The organism is Novosphingobium sp. PhB57, assembly GCF_004342985.1.
Lineage (GTDB): Bacteria > Pseudomonadota > Alphaproteobacteria > Sphingomonadales > Sphingomonadaceae > Novosphingobium.
In genome coordinates this window covers 1-21,290 of the sequence record NZ_SMBO01000001.1, presented here as the reverse complement: position 1 = coordinate 21,290, position 21,290 = coordinate 1, and the positions used below count along the sequence as shown (strand labels likewise).

Below are 21,290 nucleotides of genomic sequence, written 5' to 3'. Positions count from 1 at the left end.
CCCCAAGGCGCACGGCGTTCCTTCCGCCCAGCCTCCGGCCCCGGTCGTCCCCAAATACGACCGGGGCCGGACCCTTTTCGGCCCGCCTCTCACCGGCGCGACGCTTGCCATGATCCCGATATCCGGTATTCCACTTCGCAAAATGGAACGGAGATGAGGATGAACAGAGCCCTGTCGGCACTCGTGGCGGGCGCAGCGGGCGCCGCCCTGATATTCGCGGCGTCAGCGCCAGCGTCAGCATCGGGATCGGGATCGGGATCGGGATCGGGATCGGGATCGGCATCGGCATCGGCTGGACCCGGCCCGCGCGAATGGGTCGATCCGGTCACCGGGCACCGCATCGTCCGGGTGGACGACCGGCCCGGCGTCTATGGCCTCTACTTCAATTACAACGCCTTCACGCCCGGCGGGGACCGCATGGTCTACCTGACGCCGGAAGGCATTCGCACGGCCTCCACCCGCGACTGGTCCACCAGGCTGGTGTTCCGGGGCAAGGTGGACCGCCTGCTCTTCACCGGCCATACCCGCGCGACGGCCTATTACACCACCCGCCCGGCCGGCAGCGACGATGGCGAGGGACCTTTCACCGTCTGGATGCTGGACCTGGACACCGGCAAGTCGCGGCAGGTCGCCAGCATGCCCGGCGGCCGCATCGAATCCATCAATGCCGACGATACGCTGCTCGCCGGCCACCGCGAACTGGCGCCTCCGCCGCCGGCGATCGCCGCGCAGGGCCGGCGCGATCCGAAGACCGGCTCACCGACTTATTCCGGTACCGACGCGCAGGGCCGCCCGCTGCCTTTCGCCGAAGCCAAGGCGCGCTGGATGGACGCCCGGCTGGCCGCGAAAGTGCCGATGGAGATCTTCACGCTCGATATCGCCACGGGCGCCAGCCGCAGCATTCACCGCGCCACCGACTGGCTCAACCACGTCCAGTTCTCCCCCACCGATCCGGCGCTGATGATGTTCTGCCACGAGGGGCCCTGGCACAAGGTCGATCGCATCTGGACCATCCGCACCGACGGCAGCGATCTCACCCGGATCCACCACCGCACGATGCAGGGCGAGATCGCCGGGCACGAATACTGGTCGAGCGACGGCAAGGCGATCTGGTACGACCTGCAGATGCCCCGCGGCGGCATGCTCTGGCTCGCCCGCCACGAGATCGGCGCAGGCCGGGATGCGGCGAAAGGTCCTGCACGCCGCACCTGGTACAAGGTCGCGGCCGACCAGGGATCCTACCACTACCTCACATCCCCGGACGGCACGGTCGTCGCCGGGGACGGCAACGATGCGGGCAAGTTCATCAGCCTGTTCCGCCCCGTGCCGGACCCTTCCCCCGAAGCCGCCGAGACGCTGGACGGAGACCGCCTGATCGCGACCGGATCGCTGAAAAGCGAGAGGATCGTCGACCTCTCCCGCCAGGGCTATACCCTGGAGCCGAACGAGCACTTCACGCCGGATGGGCGCTGGCTGGTCTATCGCGCCAATGTCGAAGGCCGGCCCGCGCTCTACGCCGCGCAGCTCTGAGGATCGGCCCGGCCAGCGGGCATGCCGGCCCGGTGTGGGCGGCGCGCGGTTTCGGCCTGGTCTGAGCACTTATGCCCACAGGAGCCAATCGGCTTCTCGCGCGCTTTCCTATGGTCACGGTCCTTCGTGACCAGAAACGCCAGGAGAGAGAAATGAGCATCAAGGGCCAAGCAAAGGAAGCCGCCGGCTACGTGAAGGAAGAAGCCTTCGAGCACGGCAAGTCGCCCGAAAGCCAGGAAAAGGCCCAGGAAGGCCGCGATCTTCGTAACGAAGGCCGCATCGAAGACGGCAAGGCGCCGAAGCCGGGCGCTCCGGGCACCGAAAAGCCCTGACCCCTTACAAGGCCGCCTGCGCTCCATTTCGATGGCGCCAGGCGGGCCTTGTCCCTTTCAAAGGCCCGCTCCCGGGACCTTGTTGCCGGTTTCCGCGTTACGTCCGGCATGATTACTGTCCATCACCTTGAAAACTCGCGCTCCCAGCGTGTCCTCTGGCTGCTGGAAGAGCTGGGGCTGCCTTATGCGGTCCGCCGATATAAGCGCGACGAGAAGACGATGCTGGCGCCCCCCAGCCTTCGCAAAGTCCATCCGCTCGGCAAATCGCCCGTGATCGTCGATGACGCGCCTGTCGAGGACGGAGGCGCAGGGCAGGCCTCCCGCACGGTCGCCGAGACCGGCGCGATCATCGAATATCTCACGGAAAAGGCCGGTGGCCGCCTTGGCCCGCCGCAGGACCGCGAGGATGCGCTGCACTATCGCCACTTCCTGCACTATGCCGAAGGTTCGCTTATGCCGCCGCTACTGGTCAAGCTGGTGCTCGGCCAGATCCCTATCCTCGGGCGCCATGCCCAGAAGCGGCTGCAACCGATGATCGACGTTCACCTCGACTTCGTGGAGCAGGAACTGTCGCGCCGCGAATGGTTCGCCGGCAGCGCATTCACCGCGGCGGATGTCATGATGAGCTTCCCGCTGGAAGCCGCGCGCAGCCGTGGCGGGCTGGACGATGCCCGGCCCGCGACGATGGCCTGGCTCGACAGGATCCACGCCCGCCCCGCTTATCAGGCCGCGCTCGCCAGCGGCGGTCCGTACAAATATGCCTGACGCGCCCGCCGTTGCCGCTTGCCTGAATTGACAGGCGGCAAGGCGGCGGAGCAAAGCGCGGAACGGCGCGTTTCGACGCGTGACGAATTTCGACAGGGGCAATTCCAGAAATGACCATGAACCGGGCGCGCGTCGAGAACGGGGGCTTGATCCTCTTCCTGGCCGCGATCACCATCGCCCTCACCCTCGTGGTGTCGAGCTTCATCGGCGCCCTGCTCTGGGCCGCGCTGGCCGCGCTGCTGTTCCAGCCGCTGTTCCAGCGCCTGCTCGCCCGCTGGCCCGAGCGCCGCAACCTTGCCGCGGCCCTCACGCTGCTGGTCATTTCCGTGGCGGTCGTGATCCCGGCGCTGATCATCACCAGCCTGGTCGTCGAACAGGCCGCCGGCGTCTACGCCCAGATGCGCGACGGACAGATCAACTTCGCGGAATATTTCCAGAAGATCCACGACGCCCTTCCCTTCCGGATCCAGGAACAGATCGACGGCTTCGGCTTCAACTCCTTCGAGCGCGCCCAGGCCCGCATCAGCGAGGCGGTGAGCAACAGCGTCAGCGTGATCGCCAGCCGCGCGCTGGCGATCGGCGCCAATGCCGCGTCCTTCATCCTCGCCTTCGGCGTGGGCCTCTACGTGACGTTCTTCCTGCTGCGCGACGGCGAGAAGATCGGCCCTGCCGTGGTGCGCGCGCTCCCGCTCGAACTCAACGTGGCGCGCCGCCTGTCGGAGCGTTTCGTGATCGTGGTGCGGGCGACGATCAAGGGCAGCGGCCTGGTCGCCCTGGCGCAAGGCGCGCTGGGCGCCATCACTTTCGCCATCGTGGGCCTGCCCGCCGCCCTGCTCTGGGGCCTGCTCATGGCCATTGCCGCCCTGCTGCCCGCCATCGGCCCGGCCATCATCTGGGCCCCGGTCGCGGTCTACCTCCTGGCCACCGGCGCGATCTGGCAGGGCGCCGTGGTCGTCGGTTCGGGCGTGCTGGTCATCGGCCTGGCCGACAATGTCCTGCGGCCCATGCTGGTGGGCCGGGACACCGGCATTCCGGACTGGCTGGTGCTGGTGACGACGCTGGGCGGGATCGAACTGGTGGGCCTCAGCGGCATCGTGATCGGCCCGCTCGCCGGCGCCCTGTTCATGACCGGGTGGAAGATCATGACCGAACAGCGCATCGGTCACGAAATCTAGGTTTCCTTCGGCGCCGTTTCCGCTCCGGCGGAAAGGCCTGACGACGAAAAACGCCGCGGGGAGCAAGCCTCCCCGCGGCGTTTTTGTCGTTCCGGTCAATCGACCAGGAAGCTGGTCGTGGCGATGCGGTGCAGCACGGCCACTTTGCCGACCGAGGTTTCGAAGGCGCCTTCATCCTTCTGCGAGGCCGTCAGCAGATAGCGCCCCTTCCCGCGCACCGGCACGGCGACCACGCCCTGGGCATCGGTCTTGAGCGACTTCTTCCACTTGTCCGGCGAGATCACCGTGACTTCGGCCCCGGCCACGGGCTTGCCGTCACGCACGACCACGAAGCGATCGGCTCCGGCACTGGCAGGGGCGATTTCGAAGGGCATGACCGCGCGGGCATCGGCGCGGCCGGCGCGGGCGTAATAGGCCACGGCTTCCTTTTTGCCTTCTTCGCCCCAGGGATCGAAGACACTGTCATCCTGCGCGCGCACGTCGCCCGCAGGCACCGCCACTTCGAGATAGCCGGCCTTGCGCGTCATCGGCGCCTTGCTGGCGGGGACGAGCTTGGGCGCCTTGAGATGGTCGAACTCGGGATCGCCTTCGGGGGGAAGGACTTCCTCGGGTTCACCCAGGTAGATCCGCGCGGGACCGGTGCCGTCGCGTTCGATCCAGACCTCGTGGGCCTGCACGGACGGCGCGAGAATGGCCAGCGCTAGCGGGGCCAGGTACTTGGCTTTCATGATCGAACTCCTTGTTGAAGGATGGGCTCAGGGATAGGCGAAGCGAAGCGTGGCGAAGACCGTGCGCGGCGTGCCGAAATAGTTGCCGCGTCCGGTGGAGGAGATGCGCGCATAATACGTCTTGTCGAGCACATTGTTGACGTTGACCGACAGGGAGATGCGCTCGTCGAACTCATAGCCCGCGCGCAAGTCGACCACCGCATAGGCGCCCTGCCGCACGATGGAAGAGCGGGTGACGAGCGCGCCGGCTGCGTTGAAGGTTGCCGGATTGCCGCCATAAGTGGAACTGAACCAGGTCAGGCCGCCGCCCAGGCTGAGCCCGGCCAGCGCGCCTGCCGGCGCCTTGTAATTGGTGAAGACCTTGACTGAGTGCTTCGGAATGATCGGCACCAGCGGCAGGCCTTCGAAGCTGGCGTTGGCGTCTTCGAGATACTTGGTGCGGGTATAGCTGTAGCCGCCGTTGATGCGCCAGCCCGGCAGGATTTCCCCGGCCGCCTCGGCCTCGAACCCGCGCGCGCGGACTTTGCCGATCTGCAGCACGACACCGGCATCGTCAGGATCGTTGAACAGGCGGTTGGTCTGTTCGATCTGGTACGCCGCCGCGGAAAGCAGAAGCCGGTCGTTCATCAGCGAGAGCTTGGTGCCCAGTTCGTACTGCGCACCGACCAGCGGCTCGACCTGCTGGCCATCGGGACGGGTCCTGCCCGCGGGCGCGGCCTGCGGCGTGAAGCTGTCCGCATAGGAGGCATAGATGTTCCATTCGCGCGTCGCATCCCAGACCAGGCCGGCATAAGGCGTGAAGCGCGCGTCGATGGAATAGCCGCCCTTGCGGCCCAGCGTCGGCAGCAGGGTCTGGGTATCGGTATCCCACCAGGTCAGGCGTCCGCCGCCGATCGCGGTCAGGCCCTCGACCGGGCTGAAGCGCATCTGGCCATAGGCGCCGAACTGCGCGATCCGCGTGTCGCTTGCGCTCAGGTTCTGCGTGACCGTCTGTCCCGTGCCGCCTTGCACCGGGTAAGGGGGCGAAGGCTTGTAGGGATCCAGCGGCGGCTCCAGCGGGGAAACCGGATTGTAGACGTCGATCCGGGCATAGTTCGAAAGGCGCGTGCCGTAGGACTGATAGGAGCTGTCCTGATAGTCGAAGCCCAGGATCAGCGTTTGCTCGCGCCCGAAAGCCGGGAAGCTGCCCACGGCGTTGAAATCGAACGAATGCGACTTCATGAAGCTGTCGCCGCGATAGGCGATATGGTTCGTAAGCCCGTTGGTTTCCGTGATCGGCTGGTTGCCGATATAGCTGTAGACGTCGACGCGCTCGACGTCGGTGTAGAGCGCGCTGGCGCGGATCGTCCAGCGGTCGCTGATTTCGTGAGTAATGTCCGCGAAGGCTGACCAGATGTCGGACTTGAAGCGGTTCCAGTCAGCACCGAGGTAAGTGGAGCGGCGAATGTCGAGCAACTGGCCGTCGCTGCCGTCCGCCCCGCCGATCAGGCCCGGCAGGCCCGACTGGATGGCCGGCTTGAAACGGTCGTAAGTAGCGCCGAAGGTGAAAGTCGTACGCTCGCCGATATCGATCTTGCCGACGCCGAACGCGGTCACGCGGTTGCGATGCGCCACGTCGAAGAACTGGTCCTGGTCCTGCACCATGGCGCCTGCACGCACGGCCACGCCCTTTGCCAGCGGCGCCGAGACGTCGATCTCGCCGCGGAAGTTCTGGTAGCTGCCATAGCCGAGCGAGCCCTGCAGCTTCAGCTCGTCCAGCGGACGCTTGCGCACCAGGTTGATACTGCCCGCCGGATTGCCGGAACCGCTGAACAGCCCCGCGGGACCGCGCAGCACTTCGAGCCGGTCATAGGCGAACAGGTCGGGGACGACCGAGGGGAAGCCGAAAGACAGGGTCGGCGTGCCGTCGATCAGGTAATTGCTGATCGCGAAGCCGCGAGACATGTAGGAGGGATCCTCGCTGCCGACGCCGGTGACGGTGATGCCGGGCGTGGCGGTGAGCGCATCTTCCAGCGTGAAGAGGTTCTGCGCCTGGATCTGCTCCCGGTCGACCAGCGTGACGGTATTGGGAATGTCCTTGAGCGGCGTGACCATCTTGCCGACTTCCTCGCCATAGCTCTTGCCGAGGACGACGATTTCCGGCCCTCGCTCGTTTGCGGCATCGGCCGCCTCGTCGGCCCAGGCCTGCGCCGGGCATAAGGAAAAGATGGCGGCGCCCACGGCGCCGACAGAATTCAACAGACTGGTTTTCACTGGGTCGCTCCCTGATTCGCAGGGGCGGATAGCCAATCCGCTATCGCGAGTCACTCGCAATAGCGGATTGGCTGGAATATTTATCGCTCAGCATGCTGTTGAAACATGCGGGAAATGTTCGGAAACACCAGCCCGGAGCCTGAGCTGTCGGCCCTCACTCCGCGCGCTGCCTGCCCGGCCTAGTTGGCGCGACTGACGCTGTTGCCCACACCGGTGTTGCTTACCCTCGGCGCGGCCTTGCCCGGCGCGCGCCAGCTGATCCGGTTGCTGCTGCCCACCACGCTGATCGTGGCCTTCTCGGCCAGTGCGGCCGTGACGACATTGCCCGATCCTTCGACCACGAGACGAGTGCATGCCCCTTCAACGGTGACGCGGTTCTGCGACCCGGTGATCTCGGCGGTACCGCCGCCGCAATCGAGCGTGGAAGTCTGCCCGGCCCCTTCGAGACTTGCCTGGGCGCTGGCGGGCAGCGCCAGGCCTCCACCGGCAAGAAGGGCAAGGCCCGAATAGAGAAAGCGGCGAGAAGTGCTCATGGCCATTGCTTCATCCTCATCGTCTGCACAGGTCGAACTTGCGTGCATGACTTGCACGCTTTTCGTCCAGCATAAATGCCGATGCGGCCATAAGGCTGCCGGGTCGTGAAATGCCCGCATGGGCATTTTCAAACGAGCGTTCAGGCCGCCTTCTGGGCAAACAGGATGACGTGCTCCAGATCGTCACCGCCGATCGTGTCGCCGGTGCGCGCTTCCACGGGCACGACCGTCACCGCGAACCCCATCTGGACCAGCAGCGCCGCAAATTCGGCATCGGGCGTGGCCGACCATATGGCCAGGATACCCCCGGGCGTGAGCGCCGTCATCGCAGACTGGAGGCCCCTGCACGAATAGAGCCAGTCGTTGACCCGGCGCGTCAGCCCTTCCGGGCCGTTGTCGACGTCGAGAAGGATCGCATCGTAAGCGCAATCCGCCGCGTCGATCAGGATGGCGACATCGTCCTGGACGAGCCGGACGCGATCATCGTCCAGGCATCCCCCGGTCCAGGCTCCCATCGGTCCCCTGGCCCAGGCGATGATTTCCGGCACGATTTCGGCGATCGTCACGCTCGCGTCCTCGCCCAGCACCGCCAGTGCGGCCCGCAGGGTGAAGCCCATGCCGTAGCCCCCGATGAGCCACTGCGGCGCCGGGCGTACGCCCATGCGCTCGCAGGCCATCGTCGCCAGTGCTTCTTCCGATGCGTAGAGGTCCGTGCTCATCAACTCGTGATGGTCGAGCAGGATGACGAAATCCTCGCCATTGCGGACAAGCCGCAAGCGGTCTCCGTTCGGGACATGGGCAACGTCGATCAGTTCGTCGCCGGGAAGAAGATCAAGACTGACGGCGGTCACCGGAAAGCTCCGGTGCCGCACGGGGAAAAATCATGCATTTACCGTGTCAGTTCCGGCGTGCCTTGCGCGCTGCATATCGCGCATCGCGAGCGGCCTTGCGCTCTGCTTCGGTCGGCGGTGCTGCTGCGGCGGCCTGCTCGGCCTTGAGCGCTGCGGCGCGTTCACGCTTTTCCTTGTCCGCCTTGCGCTTCTCGGCCTGGGCCTGTTCGCGGGCCTCTGCCTTGGCGATGCGTTCCGCCTGGACGGCCGGATCGATCGGCGGCTTCGCCTTCAAGGCTGCAAGCGCTTTCGCGCGCGCCTCGTTCGCGGCCTTGCGGCGGGCCTCAACCCCTGGTTCCTTGTATGCTGCCATTATGCCTTACCCGATTTGAAAGTGGTTAGCGAAAGCGCAGACGCGCCGCGCTCGGTTGAAAGTGCCGCTGATGCCTGCAGCTGCGAGATCACGCCGGCGACCGATCGACCGCAGCGGCCATGAAGCTCTGCATTGAAAACCCAGCGTTGCCGGAGATCATGGACCGATCCTTGTTCGTAGCGTCGAAAGACCAACGTCGACAGGACGCGGCCCCTGGCTCTTGCAGCGACTATGGAACGAGGAAGCCGACTGAACGGTCCAATATCCGTTTAGAGCGACATCAGCGCCGCCCCGATAGCACGATTTCCCGCAAGCGCCCAGCGACATCGAAAGGCGGCACCCCCGCCTGCCTTCACGAAGCACGCGCCAGGTCATATCGTCATGCTGAGGGACCTAGGTGCCGAATAATGCCGCATCTCCGCCGGCAAACGCACCGGGACCATGTCGCGGAAGCGGCCTTGCAGCGAATACCGATGTCGTTGTAGGTAACTGCGCGTCGCAGTGGCTCTTGGCGGAGAGGGTGGGATTTGTATTTTAAGTATTAACACTTTGATACAAATTCACTTTTAATCCAAGCCCAGACTAAATTCCCACACATCTAACCACTCGCACTCAAACAACATAATTCGTCCGGCGCCAGGACATGATTGAAGGATATTTTTCTGACTGTCTAGTTGTTTCATTCTGTCTCATAATTTTCCATCACACTCAACATTAGCGAAGCGCATTCGGCATTCGGGAACACTGCAAAACGGAACACAGGTTGTCCCTCAGCTCCGGCTAGCCCCGTCAAAATTTCTCTGCCGTTCATCGATAAAAAGTCGACTTGAATGACCAGCTTTGGGACGAGAGCGGTCAGAAGGTCGTGAGACTGAGCGGCGTTTCGTGCTGATGATCGCGAACGACGGTTTTCTCTGGGCCAGCTAATCCATCGAACGCCAGGAAAATATCTGCCTAAGGATTATGCAGTCGGATAGATCGTTTAGAAAACTAAGGTGGTTTTTTGGCCGCTGCCTTGGCTTTCCCTTGAAGCGAAGCGGCAAGCCCGATAGCGTCGCGCCAACAGGGAAATTCTATAATTCAATTGCCGGGAAAACATCGGGTTGCGTGCTTGCATCGCGAAAGCCATCGGTGCGGTCGCAGTTCTTACTTCGTCGGGGGTCAGTGCGCGAACGCAAGCGCCTGAGCTGGACGTTCCAGCGCAGCCGCTGTCCCGCGCAATCGCCATTCTGGGGCGGCAAGCTGCAGTCGAAGTCCTGCTGAACGCGCCGGGAGCGGAGCGGCGACGCACTCACGCCGTCCATGGCCACGTTCCGGCAGACGAAGCGCTCGCCCGGATGATCGAGGGCATGGGGCTATCCATCCGCGCCGTGGCGCCCGGCGTCTACCTAATCGTCAAAGTCCAACCGGGCATACGCAAAACACAGCGGGCGTCCTCGCTTCCGGTCGAGAATGCACCGGAAATCCTCGTTTCCGCGCGTCGCCGTCCGGAGCGCGATCTGGATGTGCCGCTGCTGGTCAATCACCTCGACCGTATGGCGATGGAACAGAGAGCGGTCCGAACGCTGGCCGATCTGGCACGGATCACCCCCGGCTTCGTCGCTACCGGGCAGACCAGCAGCGCCACTCCGCTTCTGGTGATGCGCGGCCAGCGCCGATCGATCAGCGACGAAAATCGCCTGCCGCTCTTGGTCTATCAGGACGAAGTGCCCCTGCCCAATCAGGCCGCGCTTTCGCCTTTGTTCGATATGGCATCGGCAGAAGTGCTGCGCGGTCCGCAAGGCACTCTGTTCGGTCGCAATGCGACAAGCGGTGCAGTCCTGCTGCGGTCAGTGCAGCCCAGCTCTGGTGTGCCGTCCTATATCGAGGGTGAGGCGGGAGATTACGGGCTGACCCGGCTGGAAGGCGCCGTTGAAGTGCCTCTCTCACAAAGCCTGACCCTTCGCGTTTCCGGCCAGCGGGCGCGGCGGAGCGGCTATACTCGGCTGCATTCCGGTGAGCGCACCGACACCGCCCACAGCGATGCGATGCGAGCCATACTGCGGTTCGATCCCGATGGTCCGTTGCGCTCGACGACGACGTTCGATCTGTTGAACGCTGACGAGTTGGGCGCAGCACTGATCCTCACCGGGGTCTACAGCGGCGGCAGCGTGCGCAATGCGCAGAACGCGCCTTACTTCGACTGCGGCGCCGGGGCCTGCGACATCGACAGTTACCTCAATTTGCAGAAAACGCTGGGGCAGCGCACGTCGCAGTCCAGCGTAGCTCCGCAATTCCAGCGCCGGTTCCGGGGCATTGGCAACGTGACGGAATACGGCGACGGCGATCTTCTGGTCCGCAACATCGTCGGCCTTCGCACGACCCGCATGAACTATGCCCTCGACGGCGACGGGACGCCGCTGCCGATCAACGATTCCATCAGTTCCGCGCAATTGCGGCAATGGACCGAAGAACTTCAGGTTCAGGGCCGCACCGGGAAATTGCGCTACATTGCCGGAGCTTTCTATCTGGAGAGCGCGCCAGACGGGCCGGTGGTCCAGACCGTCTCTCGCCTGACCCGGCCAGACAACCCTCCGTCGCACGCGGTCAGTTACCAGACGTTCCGCAGCGCTGCCATTTTCGGGCAGATCACCATGCCGATAGCGGCGCATACCACCGCCGATGCGGGGCTGCGCTACACGGGAGAGCGGAGCAGCGGTTGCGCCTTGCGGTCTGCCACCGCCGCGCCGCTGTCCGAGCGGGAATGCCTTGATGAAGGAGGCACCAGCGCGCAGGCCCGGTCGGGGCGAATGACCTGGACTTTGGCCCTGACCTCCAAGTTCGGGGAGCATAGCGTCTACCTCACCAGTCGCCGCGCTTTCCGGTCCGGTGGCTACAATACGCCTGCGCTGGGTGGGACGCTGACGGGTTTCCAGACCTTCAAACCTGAAACGCTGACGGACTTCGAACTGGGGGCGAAAGGGCGCATCAATCTGGCCGGAATCAGCGGTTCGTATGCCGTGGCGGGTTACCTAGGCCTCTATGACGACGTGCAGCGCGCACTGTTTCCCGACGTCAATTTCGATGGCGACGACGATCTGGCGACCGATCCGCTGACGCTTTACATCAACAGCGCCAAAGCCCGGATTGTGGGGCTGGACGGTGACCTCTCGCTCGATCTGGGGGTGCGGACTCACCTGACGCTGACCGGATCGTGGATCGATGCGCGCTATACCCGGATCGATGCACCTGCTGCGCTGACTGCTTTGCTGGGTAGCGACCCATTGCACAACCGGTTTACTTACACGCCGTCCTTTAGTGGGTCGCTGGCACTGTCACACGAGATCATGCTGCCACAAGCACTCGGTAGCGTGGGGTTAAGCGCCAATTATGCCTACGTTAGCAGCGTCCGTCTGACCGAGCGGCCCACCGAAGCCTTCGCCCGCCAATCCGCCTACGGACTGCTGGGCGCCAGCGTGACATGGCGCAAACCCGGCGAGATTCCTGTCGATTTCGAGCTTTGGGGGCGCAATCTGACGGACCGTTTCTACGCCAGCGGCGGCGGTACGCTGAACCCGGCCTATACCGCCGCAACGATCATTCCGGGGCCGCCGCGCACGATCGGCGTGCGTATTCGCTACAGTTTTGAGTGAAAAACGCCGTTTACGGCGCGACAAGCTCTGCGCGGGTAGCGCTTTCGTTCTCCACGCGCGCGACCCCTGCCAGTTCCAGGCTTTGAAGGAAACCGCGCGTCACGCCGATGCGGAACGTGCCGCTGATGGGGTGGCCGGCGATCGCCGGGCTGGAGACGATGATCTCCTGCGGACTGTAGCGATTGATCTCCGCCACGGCCTGCGCCAGCGGCACGCGGTCGAAATCGATAACGCCGCTGCGCCATGCAAGCCGACGCTCCACTTCCACCGCGGCGGTGCGATAACTGCGACCGTTCCAGACCAGTTCCTGTCCGGGCTGTAGCACCGTGGACTGCGCGGCACGGCCATCGGCTGCGGTCATGTCGACGCGGACGTGCCCTTCGGCGAGCGTTACGTCCACCCTGCCCCCGACCGTGCGCACTGCGAACTGGGTGCCGAGTGCCGTCACCGTCACTCCGCCCGCCGTCACCGTGAACGGCTTGCGCGGGTTTTTGGCGACTTCGAAGAATGCCTCGCCTTCGCGGATCGTGGTGCTGCGGCGCGTATCGCTTTCCGCCACGGTCAGCGCGGTGGCGGTATTGGCGGTGATCACGGAGCCGTCCGTCATGCGGAACGTGCTCTGCTGCCCCACACCGGTGGAGATGACAAGGCTATCGGCAACCACCTGCGCCACCGGGGCAGAGGCTTCGCGGTGCCGCTGAACAGCCACCACGCCGCCGACCAGCGCCAGCGCCAGACAGGCCGCCATCGCAGGGCGTACCCACGCCTTGCGGCCACGGCGGTTGGCCAGCGCACGCTCACGGATTTCCAGAACGCGCGCCTCGGTGCGCATCGCGGCAGAGCCTTCCCACGCCCGCTCGACGCTGGCCCACGCGATGCGGTTCGCCTCGTCACGGGCGTGCCAGCTTTCGAAGTCTTCGTAATCCCGCTCCGTCGCGCGGGGTGAGCGGAAGATACTGAAATAGGCCGCCGCCGTCGCTTCGGGGGAATCGATCTTTTCCAGCGCGTGCGCGTCGAAAGGCCGGGGGTCTACCGCCTTGGTCACGGCAGATCCCTCGCCGCCAGAAACCGCACCGCTTTCATGATGTGGCGCCCCACCGCGCTGCTCGAGATGCCCAGATGCTCCCCGATCGCGTCGTAGGACATTTCCTCGAACCGATGGAGCACGAAAGCATCGCGCGTCATCTCGGGCATTTCCTCAAGCGCATTGGCCAGCCGGTCCACATCCTCACGCCCGCGCAGCACACGTTCGGGCGTCAGTTCGTCGATGGGATGGACGGCTTCGGTCAATTCGTGATGGGCACCGCGATGCCGCACGGTATCGCGGCGGGCGCGGTCCGTCAGGACGCTGGCGGCAACCTGAAACAGATAGCCTTCCACATTGGCGACGGGATCGGCCTGCCCGCGCACATGCATGCGCACCAGCACGTCCTGCACCAGATCGTCCACATCCCCCGGCTGCGCACGCTTGGCGATGTACCGGCGCAAGGCAGGCACATGCGAAGACAAGTCCGGAGCGTGGGTACGAGCCTGCTCCTGCCTGTTCGGCGATGTCCTGCGAAGCGAGAAAATGAGTCCGGCCTTCCGTGTCGAATGCCCGGCTTCCTTAGCCGCCGCGCCCCATCGCCGTCACCCGGAATATTTTTTCATACAAAGCGAATGATCCGCGATCGGCTGCGTCTTGCACATATCGGCCTGCAAATCAGGGACAGGTCGACATAAACATGGGGTAACAAAAAATGACCTGTCGCAGCCTGTCGGCTCTGCTTCTCGCGTCCACCGTTCTCGCCATCGCCACGCCTGCCAATGCCCAGTCGGAAGCGCAGGCTCAATCGCTCGACCAGCCCGGCGGCGATATCGTCGTCACCGCGCGCCGCCGTGAGGAAAGCGCCCAGACCGTCCCCGTCTCGGTCACCGCGTTCAACTCCGAAATGCTGCGCGAAAAGGCCGTCGTCAGCACGCAGGACCTGACGTACACGACGCCGGGCCTGAACGTCGCCCCGCAGACCTCGCGCGATACGCCCTCCATCGTCATTCGCGGCCAGCGCCGCGCGACGGCAGGCGCGTCGGCTCCTTCGGTCGTGACGTACTTTGCCGACGTGCCGCTGCCGAACGAGGGCAGCATCGTGCCGACGTTCGACATCAGCTCGATTCAGGTCCTGAAGGGTCCGCAGGGCACCCTGTTCGGCCGCAACACCACGGGCGGCGCGCTGCTGCTGTACCCCGTCGCGCCCGATTACGACCTTGCAGGCTACGGCCAGATCACGCTCGGCTCCTACAACGAGACGACCTTCGAAGGCGCGGTGAACCTGCCGATCGTGGCCGATCACGTAGCGCTGCGCGTTGCAGGCCAGATCGCGCGCCGTGACGGTTACACCAAGAACCACGGCCTCGGCGGCGACCTTGACGATCGCCACAACGACGCTTTCCGCGCCTCGCTGCTGCTGGAGCCGATCAACGGGCTGAAGAACACCACCGTTTTCGACTGGTATCGCGCCCGTGAAAACGGCACTGGCACCGTGCTCAACGGCGTCTACCCGAACCCTGCCGTCAGCGGTGGCGGCACTGCGCGCACGGCTGCGAACCGTCCGTACTTCGATTGCGGCGTGGCCGGTTGCGACATCGACATTGCCTTTGCAGAACAGCAGGCCGCAGGCGTTCGCGATGTCAGCACCAGCATCGTTCCCTATTCGCACCGCACCTTCTGGGGCGTGGCCAACACCACCGAACTGGAAGTGGGCGACGTCACCTTCAAGGACATCTTCGGCTATCGCCGCAGCAAGGTTGCTGCGGCCCGCGACATGGATGGCACGTATCTGCGCCTCTATGACGGCGTTTCCAGCACCGACGTCGAGCAGCTTTCCAACGAGTTCCAGATCCTCGGCTCACTGCTGAACGATCGTCTGGACTGGATCGTAGGCGCCTTCTACCTCAAGAGCGACCCGACCGGCGTGAACGGCAGCGCTACTTACTCCGCCGTGATTCCGGGCCGCACCTTCACTTTCAACGAAAACTACAACACCTCCAGCAGCAAGGCGCTGTTCGGCCAGATCGGCTATGCCTTCGGCGGTTTCGCGGAAGGTCTGCGCTTCAACGGCGGCTTCCGCTACACTTGGGACAAGTCCAGCGGTTGCTCGGTCGCGGCATTGGACACGGCGAATCGCATCGGCCCTGACGCCTGCGCCGCGCGCGGCGGCAAGACCGGTTCGGAAAGCTCCAAGGCGCCGACTTGGACTCTGGGCTTCGACTATAAGGTCAACGACGACCTGTTCCTCTACATCACCAACCGTCGCGGCTACCGCTCGGCAGGGTTCAACCAGAGCGGCATGTCGCCTTACTTCGACGGTTTCGAGACGTTCAAGCCGGAAAAGGTCACCGACTACGAAGCGGGCATCAAGAGCAGCTGGGAGCTGGGCGGCGTGAAGGGTCGCTTCAACATCGCGGCCTACACCAGCAAGTATAACAACATCCAGCGCTCGATCTTCCCCGGTGCGGACTTCGATGGTGACGGCAACCCCGCCAACGATCCCGGCAGCCTGATCATCAACGCCGCCAAGGCGACGATCAAGGGCACCGAGTTCGACTTCTCGATCACGCCGACCAGCGGCTTCACGCTGTCCGGCTTCGGCGCCTACACCGATGCCAAGTACGACGAGTACGACGCACCAGCGGCTTTCATCCCGCTGCTGGGCAACAACCCGGTGAACAACAAATTCTCGTACACGCCCAAGTGGACCATCGGCGGCGGCGCGCGTTATGCGACCTATCTGGGCAACTTCGCCGAGATGGTGTTCAACGCCAACTGGTTCCACAGCACCAAGGTCTGGTACGTGGAGCGCCCGCTGGACACCAACGGCATCCAGAAGGCTTACGACACCGTCAACCTGAAGCTGGACTTCAACAACATCGAAGATCGTGGCATCGACCTCGGATTCTTCGTGCGCAACCTCTTCGACGTAACTTATGCTGCTGCCGGTGGCGTCGTCACGCCTTCGGTGACGTCGACCACGCTCGTCTACAATGAGCCGCGCGTGTTCGGTGCCCAGCTGCGCATGTCGTTCGGCAAGCGCTGATCCCCTGACCACCTGCGCGGATCGCCTTCAGATCCGCGCAGGAACTCTTTCGATGTGCCCTTTCGACGAGGATGTAGCCCGATGAAAACCCGCCTTCGTACCGCCTTGCTCTCTCTTTCCGCACTTCTGGCCGCCACCCCCGCTCTGGCCGAACCGCTGGCCGATGCCGACCGCAAGGCGATCCTTGCCGAAGTCGATCGCGGATCGCCCGCGATGGCGCGCAACGCGCTGCAGATCTGGTCCTGGGCCGAAGTCGGGTTTCAGGAGACGAAAAGCTCTGGCCTGCTGCAAAAGGACCTGAAGGCTGCGGGCTTCAAGGTGACTGCCGGTGTCGCTGGAATGCCAACCGCCTTCATCGCCAGCTACAAGAACGGGGACGGTCCGGTCATCGGCATTCTGGCCGAATACGATGCCCTTCCGGGGCTTGCCCAGGCGGCAGAGCCGGAACGTCATGTGATCGACGGTATCGCCGGTCATGCCTGTGGGCACAATCTGTTCGGCGCGGCTTCGGTGGCGGCTGCCATCGCCACCAAGAACTGGATGGCCGCTCACGGCATCAAGGGCGAATTGCGCGTCTACGGTGCGCCCGCCGAAGAAGGCGGTTCGGGCAAAGTCTTCCTCGTGCGTTCGGGTCTGACCAAGGACGTTTCGGCCATGCTGCACTGGCACGCAGGTGATGGCTATAGCGCGATGCAGGGCCATGCCCTTGCCAACGTCAGCGCCAAGTTCCGCTTCCACGGCCTCGCTTCCCACGCCGCCGCTGCGCCCGAGCGTGGCCGCTCCGCACTCGATGGGGTGGAGGCGATGGACAACATGGTCAACATGATGCGCGAACACGTTCCGCAGGAAACGCGCATTCACTACGTCATCACCGATGGCGGCAAGGCGCCCAACGTCGTGCCGGATACGGCAGAGGTTTATTACTACGTGCGTCACCCTGACCAGCAGCAGGTCTCCGATATCATGGAGCGCGTGAAGAAGGCCGCTGAAGGCGCCGCGCTGGGCACGGGCACCACCGTGGAATACGACCAGATCGGCGGCACCTTCGATCTGTTGCCCAACGATACGCTAGGCCACATGATGTACGACAACCTGAAGCAGGTTCCGCTGCCCACATTCACGGCTGAGGAACAGGCGTTCATCGACAAGATCGCCACCACGCTGCCAAAGGGTGGCCGCAAGCAGGCATCGGGCGTCGCGCCCTATTCCAGCGGCGAGATCATGTCCGCCTCCACGGACGTCGGCGACGTCAGCTACACCACGCCCACCGCGGGCCTTTCTACCGGCACCTGGGTGCCCGGTACGCCGCCGCATAGCTGGCAGGCCGTTGCCGCCAGCGGCACCAGCATCGGCACCAAGGGCGCCGAAGTCGCCAGCAAGACTCTGGCCCTGACTGCCGCGCAGCTGTTCCAAAGCCCGGAAACGCTGGCCGCAGCGAAGAAGGAACTGGACGAACGGCGCGGTGCAGACTTCGTCTACCACTCGCTGCTCGGCGATAAGGCGCCTTCGCTGGATTACCGCAACGCCCCTGCCGCAAAGAACTGACCGGACCCATCCTGACCCCGGTTCCGCCCACTTCGGTGGAACCGGGTCTTTTTTTGGGTTCTGAACACCCCCTCTTCCAAAGAGAATTGCCTATGTCACGTCGCCTGACGACTTTCATCGTCGCCGGGATGGTTTCCGGCGTCTGCGCGGGATTTGCCGCAAACCAACTTGTCGGCGACACGCCCGAAACGGCTAAGGAGGTCGCGGGCTACTTCCACCTTCTTGCCGATGTGTTCCTGCATCTGATCAAGATGATCATCGCCCCGCTGGTGTTCTCCACGTTAGTGGCAGGCATGGCGCATATGGGAGACAGCAAGGCGCTGGGCCGCATAGGCGGGCGGGCGATGGCGTGGTTCCTGACGGCCAGCCTCCTGTCGCTGGCGCTGGGCCTTGTTCTGGTGAACCTGCTGGCTCCCGGCGAAGGGTTGCATCTGATCCGCACCGGCGGCGCGGCAGCGGTCGATGCGCAGGCGCTGAATTTCCGCGACTTCGTGCTGCACGTCTTCCCCACCTCCATGGTCGGGGCAATGGCGGAGAACTCGATCCTGCAGATCGTCGTCTTCTCGATCTTCGTGGGCGTAGCGCTCACCGCGATCGGAGAGGACGGCAAGCCCATCGTTACGCTGATCGAAGCGATGGTGAAGATGATGCTGACAGTCACCGGCTATGTCATGCGGATGGCCCCGCTGGCCGTATTCGGCGCGCTGGCGGCAGCGGTGACCACCGAAGGGATTGGCGTGCTGGTCACTTTCGGCAGGCTTGTCGGATCGTTCTACCTCGCGCTGGGTTCTCTATGGTTGCTGCTGATCTGCGCGGGCAGTCTGTTTCTGAGACGGCGGATATTCGCCTTGCTGCGCTATGTGCGCGAACCGGTGCTGCTGGCCTTCTCCACCGCGTCGTCAGAGGCCGCCTACCCCAAGATGCTCGAGCAGCTTGACCGGTTCGGCGTACCCCGGCGCATCTATAGCTTCATCCTGCCGCTGGGGTACAGCTTCAACCTCGACGGTTCGATGATGTACGCCACTTTCGCCACGCTGTTCATCGCGCAGGCTTACGGTATCGACCTGCCGATCATGACGCAGATCACGATCCTGCTGGTGCTGATGGTGACCAGCAAGGGCATCGCCGCCGTACCCCGCGCATCGCTGGTCGTCGTCGCGGCGACGCTGGGGCAGTTCGACCTGCCGGTGGAAGGCATCGCCTTCATCCTTGCCGTCGATCACTTCATGGACATGGGCCGCACGGCCACGAACGTACTAGGCAATGCCATCGCGACGGCGGTGGTCAGCAAGTGGGAGCTTAAACGCCAATGCCAAAGATTGCCTGACGCACTGTCAGTTTAGCAAAAATGAAAATAGAAATGTGCGCGCCCCGGCTAACTACACTTTAATCTCATAATGATCTTGGCTGCGCCCAAGTCCTACAAGCTCGCTTTCGCGAGCTCATAAATGACTCAAGCATTAAATCATCCAGGCGATCGTCCGCCACAGAATGAAGGATTTCAGCGAATTACGGCGGTCTCAAAATAATTGTGAACGTCCGGGGCTGGGACATTCGGGACTGTTGGGTCCGGAGCGTGACAGTGCGATTCTGGACGCAGAGTGGGAGCGACTGTACCTTCCGTTGCCGCCGACTTAGCCGCCGTTCAGCGGCTCTTTTGACCACCCTGAAAGTCGCCCTTCGCTCACCGAACCGCTAGTGACAGTGAACGGCTAAACATGGGACCCCCCGGTCAGTTGGCTTACCAGCGACCACCACGGAAGAGCCGAGTTTCGCTTAGCAGAGCTATAGCTGCTCCACGATGGTCGTTCGAAGTCTGGTGTTGACAGCCCTATGAGCAGCCTTCGCATAGTTACCACGATGCAGTCCTAGGCTAACCTAGCGTTCTGAACCACCCCTCTGCCAGCCACCCGCAGCGTCGCCTTAGGCTAAATTTCTACTTACTTTATCGTAATCTAGCGCTAGGCTTATCGGTGGGGTAAGATCCACCGGGGGTATTTTGATTCAGAAAAGCGTAGAAGCCGAAAACCCAGACTTAGATGCCGTTCTCGCTGCTCTTCGCCGGGACTATTCAAAACTAGGGCCGAGGATAAGGGAGCTGCAGCATGAGGTGTCGTGTGAGTGCTCAGGCATCACACTTCGACTGCATTTTCCCGCCTTCCGGCAAGGCAAAACCACGGTTCAGGAACTGGTCGAGCTGGCATGGCTTCACCTGACACCTTTCGCGCTAACTCGAAAGGAAATCGACGCAGTGAGAGCGCTGCAGTCGACACTGCCGTTCGATGATCTCCTAGTTAAAACCACACAACTCAACGATTCCGCCACCAAGCTTTTCATAAAGGCACACAAGGCGACAAACCGGAACGGCGAGGCCGGCGAGCTACTGCTGTATCTGCTGACAGAATGGGTTTTAGGCGCCCCACAGGTCATTGCGAAAATGACCTTGAAAACCAATCCGCAGATGCCCGTTCACGGCGCGGACGGGGTCCATGTTCGCTACTGCCCTGAGACAGCGAGGCTATTCCTCTACTGGGGAGAGGCGAAAATGTACGGTGACGTCGGCGCAGCGTTAACCGCCGCCGCGAAATCGATCGCAAAATCTTTGAAGCCGGATGAACTTGACCACGAGCTGCAACTTGTTCAGCGAAATATTGATTTCACAGGGTTGGACGCTGACGCCAAGCATGCCCTTCTGCGATATCTGGATCCGCATGAGGAGGAATATAACGAGCGAAAAGACGTTATCACCTGCCTGATCGGCTTTGATTTCGATGGTTTTCAAAAGGCCAGCGCCGCTGGCGACCTGGGCGCCGAGGATGCCTTCCGATCGCTGGCTAGGGAGCAGCTTCAAGTGGTGGCTCCAAAGGTCGCCGCTGTGTTCGAGGCGGCAGGATTGGGCTCTCAGGATGTGGAGCTCTTCTTCTTCCCACTTCCAGCCGTCCAAGACTTTCGCGACCTCTTTCAAGCTCGGATTGGCTGGCTGCCATGATGCAGGAACTGGCTGACAAAATTTGGGAAAATCCCCGCTTTCACGACGCATCGCTTCGCATCGAGCTCGCGTGGCTCACCAAAGAGATAAGCGGCGTCGACGACGGCCCCGCGGACATTGCGGATGCTACGCGATTGATGCGTTCCGCGGCTATCCTAGCGTGTTCGGAAATGGTAGATCATCGACGCGCAGCCTTCAGAATAGCGACTTGTGCTTACGATCTGTTTGGCACCGAACAGGTGCCTTTGGACCAAGCCCTGCGCGTCGTGCTCATGCGTCTTGGAAACTTCCCATCCATTGGTACGCGTGCAGACGTTGAATCTGCACAGCCTAGCCTCCCCTTCGCTCTTATCGTTGAAGAACTCGCGTCGGCCGCCGCGCATGAGGTGACGATAAATGGGCGCACGGTGCTGCTAACAGACTTCCAGCAGAAGTTATGTGTTGAGTTGCACTGAGATGTGACCCGGGGAGTGTATAAATTTCCACTGAGAATTGACCCATGTTCCCCTGCTGTCCGGCTGACCGTCGGAGG

17 protein-coding genes are annotated in these 21,290 nt (G+C 63.3%); 10 read left to right on the top strand and 7 right to left on the bottom strand.

What is annotated here, in order from left to right; genetic code table 11:
- Positions 1–159 precede the first annotated feature (159 nt).
- The 4 genes from EDF58_RS00085 to EDF58_RS00070 all read left to right on the top strand — a co-directional run bounded on the left by EDF58_RS00085 (position 160) and on the right by EDF58_RS00070 (position 3,802).
- Positions 160–1,530: an oligogalacturonate lyase family protein gene (locus EDF58_RS00085; RefSeq protein ID WP_207912778.1), complete on the top strand. Its 1,371-nt coding sequence runs from the start codon at positions 160–162 to the stop codon at positions 1,528–1,530.
- 152 nt (positions 1,531–1,682) lie between these two features.
- Positions 1,683–1,862 (top strand): hypothetical protein, encoded by a 180-nt coding sequence (locus tag EDF58_RS00080; RefSeq protein WP_132261631.1) that lies wholly within the window; start codon positions 1,683–1,685, stop codon positions 1,860–1,862.
- A 108-nt stretch (positions 1,863–1,970) separates the two neighbouring features.
- Positions 1,971–2,627, top strand: a complete 657-nt coding sequence (locus EDF58_RS00075; protein WP_132261629.1) for a glutathione S-transferase — start codon at positions 1,971–1,973, stop codon at positions 2,625–2,627.
- Positions 2,628–2,737: 110 nt separating this feature from the next.
- A complete protein-coding gene (locus EDF58_RS00070; RefSeq protein ID WP_132261628.1) occupies positions 2,738–3,802 on the top strand; it encodes an AI-2E family transporter in 1,065 nt (354 codons plus the stop codon).
- A gap of 95 nt (positions 3,803–3,897) precedes the next feature.
- Here the strand turns inward: EDF58_RS00070 and EDF58_RS00065 are convergent, their stop codons facing one another.
- From EDF58_RS00065 to EDF58_RS00045, 5 genes are all read right to left on the bottom strand, one after another.
- A complete protein-coding gene (locus EDF58_RS00065; protein WP_132261626.1) occupies positions 3,898–4,530 on the bottom strand; it encodes a DUF4198 domain-containing protein in 633 nt (210 codons plus the stop codon).
- A 27-nt stretch (positions 4,531–4,557) separates the two neighbouring features.
- Positions 4,558–6,783, bottom strand: coding sequence for a TonB-dependent siderophore receptor (locus EDF58_RS00060; protein WP_243653997.1), 2,226 nt, complete (start codon positions 6,781–6,783; stop codon positions 4,558–4,560).
- A gap of 179 nt (positions 6,784–6,962) precedes the next feature.
- Positions 6,963–7,316 (bottom strand): DUF3060 domain-containing protein, encoded by a 354-nt coding sequence (locus EDF58_RS00055; RefSeq protein ID WP_165921299.1) that lies wholly within the window; start codon positions 7,314–7,316, stop codon positions 6,963–6,965.
- 140 nt (positions 7,317–7,456) lie between these two features.
- A complete protein-coding gene (locus EDF58_RS00050) occupies positions 7,457–8,167 on the bottom strand; it encodes a spermidine synthase (protein WP_132261623.1) in 711 nt (236 codons plus the stop codon).
- A gap of 46 nt (positions 8,168–8,213) precedes the next feature.
- A complete protein-coding gene (locus EDF58_RS00045) occupies positions 8,214–8,519 on the bottom strand; it encodes a DUF6481 family protein (protein ID WP_132261622.1) in 306 nt (101 codons plus the stop codon).
- Between the two features lie 1,337 nt (positions 8,520–9,856).
- Between EDF58_RS00045 and EDF58_RS00040 the strand changes: the two genes are divergently transcribed.
- Complete coding sequence (locus tag EDF58_RS00040; RefSeq protein WP_132261620.1) at positions 9,857–12,151, top strand: TonB-dependent receptor; 2,295 nt, start codon at positions 9,857–9,859, stop codon at positions 12,149–12,151.
- 10 nt (positions 12,152–12,161) lie between these two features.
- Here the strand turns inward: EDF58_RS00040 and EDF58_RS00035 are convergent, their stop codons facing one another.
- Both EDF58_RS00035 and EDF58_RS00030 read right to left on the bottom strand, forming a co-directional pair.
- Positions 12,162–13,196 (bottom strand): FecR domain-containing protein, encoded by a 1,035-nt coding sequence (locus EDF58_RS00035; RefSeq protein WP_132261619.1) that lies wholly within the window; start codon positions 13,194–13,196, stop codon positions 12,162–12,164.
- Entirely contained in the window at positions 13,193–13,660 is a 468-nt protein-coding gene (locus tag EDF58_RS00030; RefSeq protein WP_243653996.1) for a sigma-70 family RNA polymerase sigma factor, read from the bottom strand. Before EDF58_RS00030 ends, EDF58_RS00035 begins: the two co-directional genes overlap by 4 nt.
- A gap of 230 nt (positions 13,661–13,890) precedes the next feature.
- On the opposite strand from EDF58_RS00030, the gene EDF58_RS00025 reads away from it, so the two are divergent.
- From EDF58_RS00025 to EDF58_RS00005, 5 genes are all read left to right on the top strand, one after another.
- A complete protein-coding gene (locus EDF58_RS00025; protein WP_132261615.1) occupies positions 13,891–16,224 on the top strand; it encodes a TonB-dependent receptor in 2,334 nt (777 codons plus the stop codon).
- 81 nt (positions 16,225–16,305) lie between these two features.
- Positions 16,306–17,769, top strand: a complete 1,464-nt coding sequence (locus EDF58_RS00020) for an amidohydrolase (RefSeq protein ID WP_132261614.1) — start codon at positions 16,306–16,308, stop codon at positions 17,767–17,769.
- 92 nt (positions 17,770–17,861) lie between these two features.
- Positions 17,862–19,112, top strand: coding sequence for a dicarboxylate/amino acid:cation symporter (locus tag EDF58_RS00015; protein WP_132261612.1), 1,251 nt, complete (start codon positions 17,862–17,864; stop codon positions 19,110–19,112).
- Between the two features lie 656 nt (positions 19,113–19,768).
- Positions 19,769–20,758 (top strand): DUF1837 domain-containing protein, encoded by a 990-nt coding sequence (locus tag EDF58_RS00010; RefSeq protein ID WP_165921298.1) that lies wholly within the window; start codon positions 19,769–19,771, stop codon positions 20,756–20,758.
- On the top strand, positions 20,755–21,213 hold the full coding sequence (locus tag EDF58_RS00005) for a hypothetical protein (RefSeq protein ID WP_132261608.1): 459 nt from the start codon (positions 20,755–20,757) through the stop codon (positions 21,211–21,213). The genes EDF58_RS00010 and EDF58_RS00005 overlap by 4 nt, the downstream gene beginning before the upstream one ends.
- Positions 21,214–21,290: the final 77 nt, after the last annotated feature.

Bases quoted from the DNA above. Each gene is read 5' to 3' on its own strand.
- EDF58_RS00085 (WP_207912778.1), top strand. From the start codon at position 160: ATGAACAGAGCCCTGTCGGCACTCGTGGCGGGCGCAGCGGGCGCCGCC.
- EDF58_RS00040 (WP_132261620.1), top strand. From the start codon at position 9,857: ATGATCGAGGGCATGGGGCTATCCATCCGCGCCGTGGCGCCCGGCGTC.
- EDF58_RS00015 (WP_132261612.1), top strand. From the start codon at position 17,862: ATGTCACGTCGCCTGACGACTTTCATCGTCGCCGGGATGGTTTCCGGC.
- EDF58_RS00055 (WP_165921299.1), bottom strand. From the start codon at position 7,316: ATGAGCACTTCTCGCCGCTTTCTCTATTCGGGCCTTGCCCTTCTTGCC.
- EDF58_RS00070 (WP_132261628.1), top strand. From the start codon at position 2,738: ATGACCATGAACCGGGCGCGCGTCGAGAACGGGGGCTTGATCCTCTTC.
- EDF58_RS00075 (WP_132261629.1), top strand. From the start codon at position 1,971: ATGATTACTGTCCATCACCTTGAAAACTCGCGCTCCCAGCGTGTCCTC.
- EDF58_RS00020 (WP_132261614.1), top strand. From the start codon at position 16,306: ATGAAAACCCGCCTTCGTACCGCCTTGCTCTCTCTTTCCGCACTTCTG.
- EDF58_RS00045 (WP_132261622.1), bottom strand. From the start codon at position 8,519: ATGGCAGCATACAAGGAACCAGGGGTTGAGGCCCGCCGCAAGGCCGCG.
- EDF58_RS00005 (WP_132261608.1), top strand. From the start codon at position 20,755: ATGATGCAGGAACTGGCTGACAAAATTTGGGAAAATCCCCGCTTTCAC.
- EDF58_RS00065 (WP_132261626.1), bottom strand. From the start codon at position 4,530: ATGAAAGCCAAGTACCTGGCCCCGCTAGCGCTGGCCATTCTCGCGCCG.
- EDF58_RS00025 (WP_132261615.1), top strand. From the start codon at position 13,891: ATGACCTGTCGCAGCCTGTCGGCTCTGCTTCTCGCGTCCACCGTTCTC.
- EDF58_RS00080 (WP_132261631.1), top strand. From the start codon at position 1,683: ATGAGCATCAAGGGCCAAGCAAAGGAAGCCGCCGGCTACGTGAAGGAA.